Consider the following 13,941-nt stretch of genomic DNA (forward strand, 5'->3'; position numbering starts at 1 on the left):
CAGGGCGGGATTCCACTTTGCTTATATCTTAACCAAATAACAACTCTGAGCGAAATGTAGGACTCCAACCAGCACGGCGGCGCTTACCTGCCAGACTGTCTTTTTTGCCTTGGTGCTGCCTTATCGCACTCAGAGCCGCTCGGTTAAATAGGGCGAGATGCTTTGCGCCATCAGGATCCGTTACCTTCAGCGCATCTTCGCGGAAGACCACATCCAGCACCCAATGGAGCTGATTTTCTACCCCCCAATGCTCTCGAATAGTCCTCGCGGCCTCTTCGGCATTGAGCGGTAAGGAACTGACATACCAGCGTGAAGAACATGATGTTATTCCATCGACTGTCCGTTCACTGGCAACTTCGATAAATGAGGTGATGTGCGGCCACTTTTTCTTAAGTTCCGCTGATAATTCTGCTTCTATCTGCATGACTGTTCGGCGCTCCCTGCGGCCATGACCCATGTTGAACTGCTCAAATATAGCCAGTTCTGGCTGCTCATACGCTTTACTGAAGCTGGTTTTGACTGCTTCAAATAATCCCGGCTGGTTCGACTTGAGCTGAATAATGAAATCACCGTTCCCCTGTTTAATTTTGTTCATGGTAGACACCTGACAATGCAGTGCATCCAGCGTCAGAACGGCATTATCCAGTGCCATAGCATCAATCATGTTGCGGGCGACTTCAGCTTCTTTCCCTTTAGAATGTGAACTGTCTTGGTAAAGTGTAATGCCGTTGCCGACATCAAATGCGCTGACAACATGGAGTGCATTCTTAGCATCCTCACTCCACGCCCCGCGCAGGGTTTTTCCATCCAGCGCGATAACGGTTTTCCCTTCCGTTTGCCGTTGCTCATTGATCCAGCCAAATATGGCTTGAAGGAGCAGTTCGCTGTCCAATGCTTTGATTATATTACTGATACAATGCCTTTTAGGGATGCCATTTTCAAATTTTCGGTACAGACGGAGCCAATCTAGCTGTTCTTCTCCGAATTCCTGAATGGACTTCCACCCAGTCGCACCGCTGAGGATAGCACTGAGTGTCAGGAACACCACATCCACTAAATTATGCTTTAGATTGATGTCCTTACGGGGATCGGTAATCTGTTCTAGTTGTTTCAAAAGGGTCATGGTCATCTGTGGATTAAGGGCAAGGCAGATCAGATCATGACCAACCGTAAAAGTTCAATTTAAAGTGGGATCCCGCCCTGGTGACAAGGGGAGTTCGGTGGCCGAAGAACGCCCAGGAACGCCTTTTGACGGCGGCCTACACCCACTCAACTTAGAGTGTGACTATCGCTCTACCATGAACGGAACTTCGGCAGCGGCGCCAAATGCCAGTGGTGCAGTCGCCATGATTATGAGTGCCAACCCATCACTTTCATGGCGTGATATTAGGCATATTCTGGCATCAACATCTACTCAAGTAGATGCTGATATTGCCGCTATCAGAGTTCCACTGAACGATGCTGCTAATTCTCCAGTGTATGAAGCTGTGCCTGCTTGGTTTACTAATGCTGCAGGGTTCAAGTTTCATGATTTTTATGGTTTCGGCCGTATCGATGTCAGTAAGGCTGTTGCCATGGCTAAGGACTACAAGGTGGAACTTGGCGAGTATCAGGTGAGTGATTGGCAAACTCATAAAGATCTGAATGAGGCTATTCCCGATGGATCTTTGAAAGGCGTCAGTGATGTCCAGAATTTTGGCTCGGACTGGGTGGTTGAAGGAGTTCAAATTACACTTTCGGCAGATCATAAACGTTTAGCAGATCTAGCTGTAGAATTGATTTCACCGTCAGGTACCCGCAGCGTCTTGATGACACCGTACAATGGCTTTATTAACGGTGTACTTGATAATGCTCCCGGATATGAAAATACCCCCATGTTGTCCAATGCTTTCTATGGTGAGAGCGCCAAAGGAGATTGGACTCTGAGAGTTATCGACGTTAATAGCGGCGAGCTGGGATACATTTACCGGGTTGGAAGAACTAACGTTGAAGAAGAGCTAATGGATAATGAGGCCAATGGCATACTCAAATCTTGGTCTTTGCGTATTCACGGTCATCAGGCTGTCAAAGCATCATAAGGAGAATGGACATGAAAAGTATCACAATGACGGTTGCGGCATTACTCATTACAACCATGCCTCTTATATTGCATGCAGCTCCTTTACCTAAGGAGGGGTCTACGTTGCAAAAGATGCTTCCTGCTAAGCCAAATAAGGACACCTTGTTGGTAAAATCCGGCGATAAGATTGTTATCGCAGATACGCTGATAAAAGATCAGCCTCTAGTTAATAGTGATGGCAAGGTTATCGCCATACCTACGGGAAAGCTGATTGTAAAATTGGCTGATGGCGTATCAGCTGCTGATTTTTCGCAAAGTTATAATCTACGTTTGGATTGGCAAAGCGATAATAATCTTACCTTGTTGGCTGTCCCAGAAGGTGTGGACCTGTTGAAGTTACTGGAGTCGTTGAAGCAACATCCTCAGGTTCTCAGAGCTGAATTGGACTTAGCGCAGGATTTTTATCAACCTTGGTAATCAAGTTCGATAAGAGTTTTCCTTGTTTGATAAACCGCTATGAATACTTATAGTGGTTTGAGTAGAAGAAGGGCAGAAGCTTTGGCTTCTGCCTTTTGAATTTTGTAATGGCTACTATACCCTACAAATTTCATTCATTTTCTCAAACAAGGGATTTGAACAGAGGTGAAGCTCTTACTTATTGGCCAGCAAAAACTCCACAAAGGCCCGGTCGGCCTGGCTTACCGGGCGCTGTTTCTTCCAGGCAATATGCAGGTCGAGATGTACAGGAGGTGCGAAGGGCAGGGCTATGATGTCATCTCTTTCATTGACCACCATTTCCAACACACTGGTGACGGCAAATCCTTGACTTACAATCTGTTTTATCAGGTTTATCAGGTTGGTTTCAAAGGCGATCCTAGGCTCGAGTTGCAGCTCTCTGGCTCGGCTCAGCATCCATTCACGATGAAAATAACCGGGTTTGAACATCACTAACTCATGGGCGAAAAACTGCTCCAGCGTTACGGCCCCGTTTGTGGCCAAGGGGTGTTCAGGGCTTGAAGCTACCACCATCTGCTCTCTAATTAACAGACAGGACTCGAACTCAGGCTTGAGATCCTGGGCCGTGATAATCGCTATATCCACCTCTTCCTGCTCCAGCATCCTCAGGGCATCGCGGGTGCCTCCCTCAAACAGAGACAGCTTCAAATCAGGATACTGATGGCGAAAGGCCATCACCCGTGACGGCAGGTAGAAAGAGCCCAACATACCGGGCACGGCAATTCGCACTTCGCCCTTGGCCAGCTCGGCCATGGCCCGGATATGGGCTTCTGCCTGACTCAGCTGTTTGAGGATCAATACCGCATGTTGATGCAGCGCCAGCCCTTCGGCAGTGAGGCGAATGCCGCTTTCCTGGCGGCTGCCACTGCGGTCGACCAGAGTGACGCCGAGAGATTGCTCCAGTCGCTTGATACTCTGACTGAGGGCGGGTTGGGCCAAATTCAGCTTCTCTGCTGCTCGGGTAAAACTGCCGTACTTAACCAGGTTATCCAGGTGTTTTAGTTGTCTGATGTCCACGTCTCGCCTTACTCTTGCGGATAATCTTGAGGAAGTTTTTCAAGCATAACAAAAATTGATGAAATCGATATTATTTATCTATTATTGTTATGCATTGCCCGGTGCTAACCTTGTTGTGGTGAATCCTTTGCTAATTTAAGAGGTCGGAGTGACTAAGGTCGAAGCCGTTGGCCGGCATGCGCGTGATACCCGTTTGATTTGGGCACTGTGCGTGGCATCAGTGGTGGTTTATATCAATCTGTATTTGATGCAGGGGATGCTGCCCTTGATTGCCGAGCATTTTCAGGTAACGGCAGCCAAGTCGACTCTGGTGCTTTCTGTCACCAGCTTTACGCTGGCGTTTTCCTTGCTTGGCTATGCCATAGTCTCGGACAGGATTGGCCGTCACAAGCCGATAGTTATCAGCCTCTGGGCCCTGGCGCTGTCCAATATCTTGTTGGTATTTGTTAAAGATTTCAATGCACTAGTGGCGGTGAGGTTGCTTCAGGGGATATTGCTGGCGGCTGTACCGGCCATCGCCATGGCTTATTTCAAGGAGCAGCTCAGACCTGAGACCATGCTCAAGGCCGCGGCGGTTTACATTACCGCCAACAGTTTCGGTGGCATTATCGGTCGGCTGTTTGGCGGGCTGATGTCGCAACATCTATTATGGCAGGATGCCATGTGGCTGCTGCTGGCGGTGAGTCTGTTTGGGGTGGCACTGGTCAGCTATTTACTGCCCAATGCCGTCAGCGCCGCCAAGCGAGAACGGCTGCCGAAACAGTGGCGTTTCTGGCGCGGTGGCAGTGAAGACTTACGGGGCTTTGTGCATCACCTCAAGGATAGTCAGATGCGACTGGCTTACCTTATCGGTGGGCTGGCATTTATGATGATGGTCAACCAGTACAGCTTTATTCAGTTGCACTTGATGGCACCGCCTTATGATTGGAGCCGGTTTGAGGCGACGCTGATTTTCCTCTGCTACTCAAGCGGCACACTGGCGTCTTATTACACCGCCAGGTGGATTGCCCGCCATGGGCAGTTGCCTCTGTTCAGAATTTCCTTGCTGCTGATGTTGTGCGGCAGTCTGCTGACTCTGCTGGATACCCAGGTGTGGATCTGCGTAGGCTTTTTGCTCACCTCCTGCGGTTTCTTTATTACCCACAGTTGCTGTAACTCCTTTGTGGCCATGCGCGCCAGCAGCCACAGGGCCAAGGCCACTTCATTATATCTGTGCTGCTATTACCTTGGCGCCGCAATGGGAGGCCCTTTTTTGATGCTGTTCTGGCAGCGAGGCGAGTGGCAGGGCGTGGTGATGGGATCCATGGTTTTGCTGTTTTTGACTTCGCTGGCGGTTTGGCGCCTTGGCTGGCGGCAAAAACAGCCGCTCAGCCAGGAGATGGATACGCCTCAAGGGGCATCGTTGAGGTAATCTTTACGCTCAAGACCATATTTGCGCATCTTGTCGTAGAGGGTCTTGCGCGGTAGCTCCAACTGTTCCATGGTCAGCTTGATGGAGCCCTTGTTGTGCGCCAGGGCTTCTTCAATCAGCAGTCTTTCGAAAAACTCCACCCTTTGAGTCAGTGACATGCCGCTTTGCAGGCTGTCACTGCTGCCTATGGCGCCGGCAAAGGCAGCCTCGGCGCCAAGCAGAACATAACGTTCCGCCAGATTTCTCAATTCGCGCACATTGCCGGGCCATTCATGGGTACTGAGACGGGCCTGCTGTTCACCGCCAAGGGCAATCAGCGCCTTGTGGTAGCGGGCCGAAGCGATACGGGCAAAGTGCAGAAACAGCAAGGGAATATCTTCCCGTCGCTCCCTCAGCGGCGGAATGGCTACAGTCACCAGATTGAGACGATAGAAGAGATCTTCGCGAAAGCTGCCCTGGCGGCACAGTTCTTTGAGGTCGACCTTGGTTGCGGCAATCACCCTGATATCCAGCGCTATGGATTTATTGGAGCCCAGACGCTCGACTCTCCTGTCTTCCAGTACACGCAGCAACTTGACCTGCAATGCCATAGGTGTGCTCTCAATTTCATCGAGGAACAGGGTACCGCCGTTGGCGTACTCAAACTTGCCAATCCGGGTCTTGTCGGCGCCGGTAAAGGCTCCGGCTTCGGCACCGAACAGCTCACTCTCTATGATGTTTTCCGGGATAGCGCCACAGTTGATGGCGACAAAGTTGGCGCCGTGTCTGGGGCTGTGATCGTGTAGGTAACGGGCAACCAACTCTTTGCCAGTGCCGGTTTCACCCTCGATCAGGATATCGGCCGGAGTATCCAGCACCTGGTGGATGAGATGGCGCATCTGACGGATGCCCGGACTGTTGCCGAGGATCCTGGGGCCTGGCAGGCTCTGGGATTCCAGCTCCTGCTTGAGCTTGCGGTTCTCCAGCGTCAGGCTGCGCTTGTCCAGTGCCCGCTTGACGACATCCAGAATATGCTCGTTGTTGAAGGGTTTTTCCAGAAAATCATAGGCACCCTGTTTAACGGCGCTGACCGCCATGGCGATATCGCCAAAGCCGGTGATCAGTATCACCGGCAGATCGGCATCCAGCTGTTTGATTTGTTGCATGACACTGATGCCGTCCATGCCGGGCATGTTGACATCGGTAATGACCACTCCCATCCAGTCGCGGCTGAGGTGGCGCAAGATCTCTTTCGGTTGGGTCGATGCTTTGGCACTGATGCCTTCGAGTTCAAATAACTGGCTCAGCACTGTGCCTATATGGGGTTCGTCGTCCAGGATCAGGACTGTGTATTCTTGTTCGCTCATTGGGTTTCCTCGCCGCGGTACAGAGGCAACAGGATCTGAAATACAGCGCCACCTTCGGCGGCGTTGGCGACGCTGATGGAGCCCTGCATGGACTCGACAATTCGGCGGGAGATGGAGAGTCCCAGACCCAATCCCTGTCGTTGGCTAGTGGTAAAATAGGGTTCGAAAATTTTCTCCATCTGGCTTTCGTTGACGCCTGGGCCGGAATCCTGAATACGGATACACAGCATCTCTTCTACGCTGATGCTGATAGTCAACAAACGCTCATCGACTCGTTGCATGGCGACTATGGCGTTGCTGATAAGGTTCACCAGTACCTGTTGCAGGCGTATTTTATCGCCGTAGAAGCACCAGGGCTTACCCGGGAGCTGCAGTTCGAGCCGGACCCCCTGCTTGTCGATTTCCGGATGCACTATGGTCAGCGCCTCCTGCACGGTTTCATTGATACTGGTGGGCTTGTCCTGGCCCTGGCTCTTGCGGGTGAAGCTCTTGAACTGGGCAACTATTTCCGCCAAGCGGTCGGTCAGGCTGATGATGGTGACCAGGTTTTCCTGTGCCTTGTCATGCATGCCCCGACCAAGAAAGGTTTGAGTGTTTTGGGCATAACTGCGCAGCGCCGCCAATGGTTGATTGATTTCATGGTTGATGCTGGCAGACAGACTGCCGATGACAGTCAGCTTGGCGGCCTGGATCAGTTCATCCTGGGTTTGTTTCAGTTGGGTGTTGGCATCTTCCAACTCCCGGGTACGTTCTTTGACCCTATGTTCCAGCTGGCTCTGGGCCTGGCGCATGCGTCTTAGGTTACGGCGCCGCTCGAGACTGAACAGCAGCCCCAATGCCAGCAACAGAAAGATACTGGCGGACAGCAACATCACAGGGGGCAGTGAACGATACAAAGGTGCCACAGGTGTCAGCACATGCACATACCAGCCTACCTTGGTCATTTCATTGCGGGTATCCAGATATTGGGCCCGGCCCTGATCGTTTTCTATCCGATATAGTGCCCTGTGTGCGGGTGTTTCCTGCCGGTAGGGCGGATCTATCCTGAGTTCCTGCAGCTTACGGTCGGCATAACGGCGGCTAAGGGTTATCTGCTGTAACCTTTCCGCAGCCAGGGGTTGCAGTGACCTCAGGCGCCAATTGGCAATACTGGCCAGAAAGATGACTTCATCCTCACCGCTGATGGCCAGTTCATACTGGCCCGCCTTGGCCAGCCCCGTCATCTGCTCTTCAATATCGGCAATATCGACCTTGACCACTATGACACCGAGTACTCTACCCTGATCGTAAATCGGGTAGGAGAAATAAAACCCCCTGGTGTTGGACGAGGTGCCGACGGCGTAATAGCTGCCCAGCCTGCCGGCTATGGCTTCTGTGTAGTAGGGGCGAAAGGCATAATTCTGACCGATAAACGAATAGGCTTGCTGCCAGTTACTGGCGGCAATAGCATCCCCTTGGCTATTGAGCAGATAGATATCAGAGGCTTCGGTGACATGCTGTATCTCTTCAAAGTATTTGTTGATTTTGCTGATTTCGCTCTTGTCTGCGCTACTCTTGATTACCCGGGCCAGCATGGGGTTGGTGGACAGCACATGGGGAATACTCTCATAGCGAATGAGTGCGCCTTCAATAAAGCTTATGACTTCGCTGAGCTGTTTGTCTGCCAGGGCCTGGTATTGGGTGAATCCCTTATCCAGATGGTACCAGTAGGTCAGTTTGAGGGTAATAAACAGACCCGTCACCAGCATGGTGGTGATAAGCAGGCGCTTTTGGGTCTTGTTGTTGAGCGGCATCTTATTGTCCCGGCGTTATTCGGTGTAGTTCCGGCGTAAGAAATCGGCGAGTCTTAGACTCGCCGATAGCCCTGATGATTTCAAGGATTAAAAGCCCCGCAACGAATCCAGATACTCAGGCAGGAACAGAGATACTTGAGGAACATAGGTGATCAGAATAAGGAACCCCAATAGCAGCAGCAGCCAAGGCAGGCACGCGTGGATTACCCAACCTATGCTCTTGCCTGTGATCCCCGAGGTCACAAACAGATTAAGCCCCACCGGCGGCGTCAGCATTCCTATCTCCATATTGACCACCATGATGATCCCAAGGTGAATGGGGTCGATCCCCAACTGGGTGGCGATGGGGAAGAGGATGGGCGCCATAATAAGCAAAATGGCTGATGGCTCCATAAAGTTACCTGCTGCCAGCAACAACAGGTTGACTATGATGAGAAAGCCCCAGGCTGGCAGGCCCATGCCGACTATGTTTTCGGCAATCATGTGAGGGATCCGCTCTGTGGTCAATACATGGGCGAACAGCATGGCGTTGCCTATGATAAACAGCAGCATGATGCTGACTTTGGCGCCATCCCTGACGACGGCGCGTATCTCTCTGTCGGCAGGTGTCTTGAGTAATCCCAGTAAGCTGTATCCCAGATTGCGGCCTATGGCTTTGACTATAGGCTCACCAGGATTGCGCCAGGCGACATTTTTCAGTGGCCCGATATCGCGATAGCCGAAGACGGCAATGAAATAGGCATAGATACAGGCGACCGCCGAGGCTTCCGTGGGGCTGGCGACCCCGCCGTAAATGGAACCCAGCACTATGACAATCAGCATCAGGCCACCCAGCGCCTTGGCCGTTGAGATAGAGAGCTTGCGAATGCCGGGGAAGGGCAGGGAAGGTAATCCCTTGATACGGGCCACTATATAGATGGCCAGCATGATCAGCATCCCCGCCAGTAACCCAGGGATCAGCCCGGCCATAAACATCCGCGCCGCGGACACTTCGGTGGCTGCCGAATAAACCAGCATCACAATCGATGGTGGGATCAGTATTCCCAGGGTACCTGAGGTGGTAATAACCCCGGCGGCAAATTTTTCCGGATATCCGGCGCGGATCATGCCGACGATAACTATGGAGCCGATAGCCGCCACTGTGGCCGGAGAAGAGCCGGAGACGGCGGCAAACAACATACAGGCCATGACCGAGGCCATGGCCAAACCGCCGCGGATATGGCCGACACTGTCCATGGCGAAGTCGATGATCCGCCTGGCGACACCGCCGGTGGAGAGAAAGGCCGAGGACAGAATAAAGAAAGGGATCGCCAGCAAAGTGTAGTGCTCTGAAGTGGACTCATAGAGTTTCAGGGCCACAGAGGCCAGCGAATCGTTGGAAAACAGTAAAATAGTCAGCATGCTGGAGAAACCCAGTGCAATGGCAATGGGCATGCCGAGCAGCATACAAACAAATAAGACGATAAAGAGGGTAGCTATTGTCATGGCGTTATCTACTCATGCTTGGAGTTGTTTTTGTCTTCGCCGGCTTCGTTTTCGTCTGCCAGGTGCATGCTTTCCTTGGCTTCATCGTGGAAGCTGAATCCTTGTGAGCGGTTGGTCAGAATGGCAAAAAACAGTTCAATGAAACGCCAGGTCAACATGGCAAAACCGATAATCAGAATGCTTTGGGAGATCCACAGTGGTACTGCCGGATCTTCCACATCTATGCGCAGGGTTTCCCAGGCAAAGTCAGGGTCCAGTTTGGCAACCAGGGCATGGGGGAAGTCGATATCTTCCATGGGTATCCCAATCTGATACATCTGGCTGAGATAATCCCAGCTGCCTTTAAGGAACAGGCCGCAATAGATCAAACAGATGACCGCAGCCAGCATGGCGGCGTATTTGCGGCCTGTCCTGGGAAGCTTTTTGACGAAGGCATCGACACCTATATGGGCACCGACTTTAACGCCGTATGACATGCCAAAGAGGACAAACCAACCACAGAGGGTCAATGTCAGCTCCTGCATCCAGAGAAACCCTGTATTGAAAAAGAAGCGGGCAACGACTTCGACAAAGACAAGTACCGTCATCAGGGTGATCAATAAGTTGAGAAAGCCTTCCTCAAAGTAGCCCAAGGCGCGTGAAATCATATTGCTCTCCGCAGAAATTGCGGGGGCCGGAGCCCCCATACTGACTTACTGGTTGGCGGCCACGGCGGCATCTATCACGTCTTTGCCGATTTGGTCTTCAAATTTGGCCCATACCGGCTTCATTGCATCAACCCAGGCCTGGCGTTGCTCTGGGGTGAGCTCAACTACCAAAGAGCGTTTGGAGTCGATGATCAACTGGCGGTCCTGGTCATTCTTGTCACCGGCAATCTTGTTGCCATAGGCAATGGCTTCATCGAGCGCTTCTTTGATGATTTTCCGCTTATCGCCGGGCAGACTCTTCCAGAACGTGTTGGAGGTCACCACCATGTAGTCGAGCACACCATGGTTACTTTCGGTGATATGGCTCTGCACCTCGAAGAATTTTTTGGAGTAGATATTGGACCAGGTGTTTTCCTGACCATCTATGGCGCGGGTTTGCAACAAGGTGAACACCTCGGAGAAGGGCTTTTTCACTGCAGTTGCATCAACGGCGGCAAACTGGGCCGCCAGAACGTCAGAGGCCATAACCCGGAATTTTTTGCCGCTGGCGTCCTTGGGCAAAAGCAGCGGCTCATTGGCAGAGAACTGCTTCATACCATTGTGCAGATAACCGAGGCCAACAACGCCTTTTCGCTTCATGGAGTTCAGCAGCTTTTGCCCGGCTTCACTCTGCTGGAACTTGTCGACAGCGGCCATGTCTTTGAACAAAAACGGCAGATCGAACAGCTGTAGTTTTTTGGTGTAACGCTCGAACTTGGAAAGTGATGGCGCAACCAACTGCACATCATTGAGCAGCAGCGCGGCCAGTTCATTGTTGTCTCCGAAGAGTTGTGAATTGGGGAACACACTGACCTGATATTCACCCGGCAGGCGTTCTTCGACCAAGGCCTTGAACTTCAGTGCCATCTGGCCCTTGGGGGTGTTTTCTGCCACAACGTGGGAAAACTTAATCTCTACCGGTTCTGCCAGAACCGAGAAGCTCGCCAATGCGCCGGCCAAAGCCGTCACTTGGGCAAGGGTTTTCAGTGGCTGGGTAAAGAGTTTGGATGGATTGAATGCACTCATGATGTGTCCTTTTTATATGCTCTTGAGTTATTGAAAAATACGTACCCCAAAGTGCGTATCTCCAGCGGGAATGCAGCCGACTTTCCCTAAGGTCTGTATTGGGTAAGGCAAGTAGTGCGCCAACTTGATTACTTTTTTGTAACTCATTGGTTGCTAAAGTGTAGTTTATTTGATGTTTGTCACGCCTTTTTGCTGTTTGGGTGAGATCTTGCTCACATTGCTGTCGATTATGGGTGGAAAACCGCCTATTGCGACTTTGATTTACTTGGGGGGATCTATGCGCTTGAGCACGGCGTCACTGGGCAGTAGCTCCAGATGCCCCTGCTCGTCAAAGTACCAGCCGGTAATAAAGCCCTTCTGACGCATAGTCACCAGGTTATGCATCACTTCTCTGGCTTCTTTTTGCGCCGTTTGCTCGTCATAGTCGTTGGTGTGCTTCAAATAGGCCGCAATGCTGGCGAGGGAAGCCGATTGACTGATTCCTGTCATAGCCTCTGTTCCACAAAAAAGATGCTTTCCTGAAGCGTAGTTGAAAATTTAGCCAGCGTGAAAGAAGCGCTAGTATTACAGCCTGGGGCGCTATCCGGGTGTGTCTTACTCAGGATATGGCTCGGCAGGGCAATCCAGGGCCGCAATATCTATCTTGTGACTGTCGGCCAGAGCTCTTTTCCCTTGTAGGGTTAGGCTGCTAGAATATGCGCACTTTTCATTTGCCTGCCTGGCAGGCGTTTATTCTTAAGGTTAGTGTTCAATTATGACCACCAAGACGCGTTTTGCTCCCAGCCCTACCGGCTTTCTTCATGTGGGCGGTGCCCGTACGGCTCTATACTCCTGGTTGCACGCTCGTGCCAATAATGGCGAGTTTGTGCTGCGTATCGAAGATACGGATCTTGAGCGTTCTACTCAGGAGGCGGTTGATGCCATTCTGGAAGGGATGGAATGGTTGGGCCTGAATTGGGACGAAGGTCCATACTATCAGACCAAACGCTTCGATCGATACAACGAGATCATCGCTCAGATGTTAAAAGAGGGCACGGCTTACAAGTGTTATTGCTCTCGTGAGCGCATTGAAGCTCTGCGTGAAGAGCAGGCCGCCAAGGGTGAACGCCAGAAGTATGATGGCTGCTGCCGTGATGCCGCTCCCCGTGATACAGATGAACCTTATGTAGTGCGTTTCAAAAACCCACAGGAAGGCAGCGTGGTTTTTGATGATCATGTTCGCGGCCGGATTGAAATTGCCAACGAAGAACTGGATGACCTAATCATTGCCCGCAGCGACGGTACTCCTACTTATAACTTCTGTGTGGTGGTTGATGACTGGGATATGGGTATCACTTGCGTGGTTCGCGGTGAAGACCATATCAACAACACCCCAAGACAGATCAACATTCTCAAGGCCCTGAGTGCACCTGTCCCTGAGTATGCCCACGTATCCATGATCCTGGGTGACGATGGTGCCAAGCTTTCCAAGCGTCACGGCGCAGTGAGCGTAATGCAGTATCGTGATGACGGTTATCTGCCGGAAGCATTGCTGAACTATCTGGTGCGTTTGGGCTGGTCTCATGGCGATCAGGAGATCTTCTCTCTGGAGGAGATGAAGCAGTTCTTCAAATTGGACGATATCAACAAGGCGGCTTCGGCATTCAATACCGAAAAGCTGATTTGGTTGAACCAGCACTATATGAAGTCGCTGGATCCAGAATATGTGGCTGGTTTCCTCGAATGGCACATGCGTGATCAGCAGATAGATACCAGTAATGGCCCGGCACTGACTGAAATCGTTACTGCATTGGCAGAGCGTAGCAAGACACTCAAAGAGATGGCTACCTCCAGCCGTTACTTCTATGAAGACTTCGAGGCGTTTGATGAAGCACAGGCCAAGAAGCACTTGCGTGGGGTAGCATTGGAACCTTTGCAACTGGTGCAGCAGAAGTTGGCAGCTTTGTCTGAGTGGACCGTGGAAGCGATTCACAATGCCATTGAGTCAACTGCGGCCGAACTGGAGGTGGGAATGGGTAAAGTCGGCATGCCTTTGCGGGTTGCCGTGACAGGTGCGGGCCAATCTCCTGCTCTGGATTTAACCTTATTTCTCATTGGGAAAGCTCGTTGCGAGCAAAGAATCTCCAAAGCGGTTGAATTTGTAGCAGCCAGAATAAATTCCTAAAAAAGGCGTTGACACATTTGGGTGTGCTGCATAGAATGCGCCTCGCAGTTGAGACACAGGGCAGCAAGTTGCTGGCAGTACACTCAAATGTAATGAGAGATAGCTTGGGGCTATAGCTCAGCTGGGAGAGCGCTTGCATGGCATGCAAGAGGTCGACGGTTCGATCCCGTCTAGCTCCACCAACTTCTCTCAATAAGCTCTTTTTAAGCCGAGTTTAAATGCTTAAGTCCGGGGTCCCCTTCGTCTAGAGGCCTAGGACACCGCCCTTTCACGGCGGTAACAGGGGTTCGAATCCCCTAGGGGATGCCAATTTTCGCAGCGTTTAGCAAAACCTGTACTCTTATCACAGAGTCTAAAACGTGAGTCCGGGGTCCCCTTCGTCTAGAGGCCTAGGACACCGCCCTTTCACGGCGGTAACAGGGGTTCGAATCCCCTAGG

Annotated in this window: 12 protein-coding genes and 2 tRNA genes; 6 read left to right on the plus strand and 8 right to left on the minus strand. The window is 51.6% G+C overall.

Annotation, left to right across the window (positions count from 1 at the left end):
- Positions 1-28 precede the first annotated feature (28 nt).
- Positions 29-1,123: an ISAs1 family transposase gene (locus ACMHXI_RS13060; RefSeq protein WP_109248997.1), complete on the minus strand. Its 1,095-nt coding sequence runs from the start codon at positions 1,121-1,123 to the stop codon at positions 29-31.
- Positions 1,124-1,220: 97 nt separating this feature from the next.
- Between ACMHXI_RS13060 and ACMHXI_RS13065 the strand changes: the two genes are divergently transcribed.
- Together ACMHXI_RS13065 and ACMHXI_RS13070 are read left to right on the plus strand one after the other, a co-directional pair.
- Positions 1,221-2,078 (plus strand): proprotein convertase P-domain-containing protein, encoded by an 858-nt coding sequence (locus ACMHXI_RS13065; protein ID WP_413735126.1) that lies wholly within the window; start codon positions 1,221-1,223, stop codon positions 2,076-2,078.
- An 11-nt stretch (positions 2,079-2,089) separates the two neighbouring features.
- Positions 2,090-2,536: a hypothetical protein gene (locus tag ACMHXI_RS13070; protein WP_107353377.1), complete on the plus strand. Its 447-nt coding sequence runs from the start codon at positions 2,090-2,092 to the stop codon at positions 2,534-2,536.
- Between the two features lie 174 nt (positions 2,537-2,710).
- Here the strand turns inward: ACMHXI_RS13070 and ACMHXI_RS13075 are convergent, their stop codons facing one another.
- Positions 2,711-3,592 carry a LysR family transcriptional regulator gene (locus tag ACMHXI_RS13075; RefSeq protein ID WP_413735129.1) on the minus strand — a complete coding sequence of 294 codons (882 nt, stop codon included), beginning with the start codon at positions 3,590-3,592 and terminating at the stop codon, positions 2,711-2,713.
- Positions 3,593-3,740: 148 nt separating this feature from the next.
- On the opposite strand from ACMHXI_RS13075, the gene ACMHXI_RS13080 reads away from it, so the two are divergent.
- Positions 3,741-5,003: an MFS transporter gene (locus tag ACMHXI_RS13080; protein WP_045282643.1), complete on the plus strand. Its 1,263-nt coding sequence runs from the start codon at positions 3,741-3,743 to the stop codon at positions 5,001-5,003.
- Here the strand turns inward: ACMHXI_RS13080 and ACMHXI_RS13085 are convergent.
- The 6 genes from ACMHXI_RS13085 to ACMHXI_RS13110 form a co-directional block, all read right to left on the minus strand.
- Positions 4,982-6,349: a sigma-54-dependent transcriptional regulator gene (locus ACMHXI_RS13085; protein ID WP_107353375.1), complete on the minus strand. Its 1,368-nt coding sequence runs from the start codon at positions 6,347-6,349 to the stop codon at positions 4,982-4,984. The two genes, ACMHXI_RS13080 and ACMHXI_RS13085, sit on opposite strands and share 22 nt — an antisense overlap.
- The gene (locus ACMHXI_RS13090) at positions 6,346-8,142 is read right to left on the minus strand and encodes a sensor histidine kinase (protein ID WP_413735132.1); all 1,797 of its coding nucleotides are present in this window, start codon (positions 8,140-8,142) and stop codon (positions 6,346-6,348) included. Before ACMHXI_RS13090 ends, ACMHXI_RS13085 begins: the two co-directional genes overlap by 4 nt.
- 87 nt (positions 8,143-8,229) lie before the next feature.
- Entirely contained in the window at positions 8,230-9,627 is a 1,398-nt protein-coding gene (locus tag ACMHXI_RS13095) for a TRAP transporter large permease (RefSeq protein WP_071239199.1), read from the minus strand.
- A gap of 8 nt (positions 9,628-9,635) precedes the next feature.
- The gene (locus tag ACMHXI_RS13100; RefSeq protein WP_025012078.1) at positions 9,636-10,274 is read right to left on the minus strand and encodes a TRAP transporter small permease; all 639 of its coding nucleotides are present in this window, start codon (positions 10,272-10,274) and stop codon (positions 9,636-9,638) included.
- Positions 10,275-10,319: 45 nt separating this feature from the next.
- Complete coding sequence (locus ACMHXI_RS13105) at positions 10,320-11,339, minus strand: TRAP transporter substrate-binding protein (RefSeq protein WP_025890111.1); 1,020 nt, start codon at positions 11,337-11,339, stop codon at positions 10,320-10,322.
- A 261-nt stretch (positions 11,340-11,600) separates the two neighbouring features.
- Positions 11,601-11,828, minus strand: coding sequence for a hypothetical protein (locus ACMHXI_RS13110; protein ID WP_025890110.1), 228 nt, complete (start codon positions 11,826-11,828; stop codon positions 11,601-11,603).
- Positions 11,829-12,093: 265 nt separating this feature from the next.
- On the opposite strand from ACMHXI_RS13110, the gene gltX reads away from it, so the two are divergent.
- The 3 genes from gltX (at position 12,094) to ACMHXI_RS13125 (ending at position 13,812) form a co-directional block, all read left to right on the plus strand.
- Positions 12,094-13,503 carry a glutamate--tRNA ligase gene (gltX, locus tag ACMHXI_RS13115; protein ID WP_413735135.1) on the plus strand — a complete coding sequence of 470 codons (1,410 nt, stop codon included), beginning with the start codon at positions 12,094-12,096 and terminating at the stop codon, positions 13,501-13,503.
- Between the two features lie 106 nt (positions 13,504-13,609).
- Positions 13,610-13,685: transfer RNA gene (locus ACMHXI_RS13120), tRNA-Ala, on the plus strand.
- 51 nt (positions 13,686-13,736) lie between these two features.
- Positions 13,737-13,812, plus strand: a tRNA-Glu gene (locus tag ACMHXI_RS13125).
- The last annotated feature ends 129 nt before the right edge of the window (positions 13,813-13,941 follow it).

The sequence above is a fragment of the Shewanella sp. BJSY2023SW005 genome (genome assembly GCF_047314585.1).
Classification (GTDB): Bacteria; Pseudomonadota; Gammaproteobacteria; order Enterobacterales; family Shewanellaceae; genus Shewanella; species Shewanella algae.

Excerpts from the sequence above, each read along its gene's own strand:
- ACMHXI_RS13060 (WP_109248997.1), bottom strand. The coding sequence starts at position 1,123 with ATGACCCTTTTGAAACAACTAGAACAGATTACCGATCCCCGTAAGGAC.
- ACMHXI_RS13070 (WP_107353377.1), top strand. The coding sequence starts at position 2,090 with ATGAAAAGTATCACAATGACGGTTGCGGCATTACTCATTACAACCATG.
- ACMHXI_RS13085 (WP_107353375.1), bottom strand. The coding sequence starts at position 6,349 with ATGAGCGAACAAGAATACACAGTCCTGATCCTGGACGACGAACCCCAT.
- ACMHXI_RS13090 (WP_413735132.1), bottom strand. The coding sequence starts at position 8,142 with ATGCCGCTCAACAACAAGACCCAAAAGCGCCTGCTTATCACCACCATG.
- ACMHXI_RS13095 (WP_071239199.1), bottom strand. The coding sequence starts at position 9,627 with ATGACAATAGCTACCCTCTTTATCGTCTTATTTGTTTGTATGCTGCTC.
- ACMHXI_RS13100 (WP_025012078.1), bottom strand. The coding sequence starts at position 10,274 with ATGATTTCACGCGCCTTGGGCTACTTTGAGGAAGGCTTTCTCAACTTA.
- ACMHXI_RS13105 (WP_025890111.1), bottom strand. The coding sequence starts at position 11,339 with ATGAGTGCATTCAATCCATCCAAACTCTTTACCCAGCCACTGAAAACC.
- ACMHXI_RS13110 (WP_025890110.1), bottom strand. The coding sequence starts at position 11,828 with ATGACAGGAATCAGTCAATCGGCTTCCCTCGCCAGCATTGCGGCCTAT.
- gltX (WP_413735135.1), top strand. The coding sequence starts at position 12,094 with ATGACCACCAAGACGCGTTTTGCTCCCAGCCCTACCGGCTTTCTTCAT.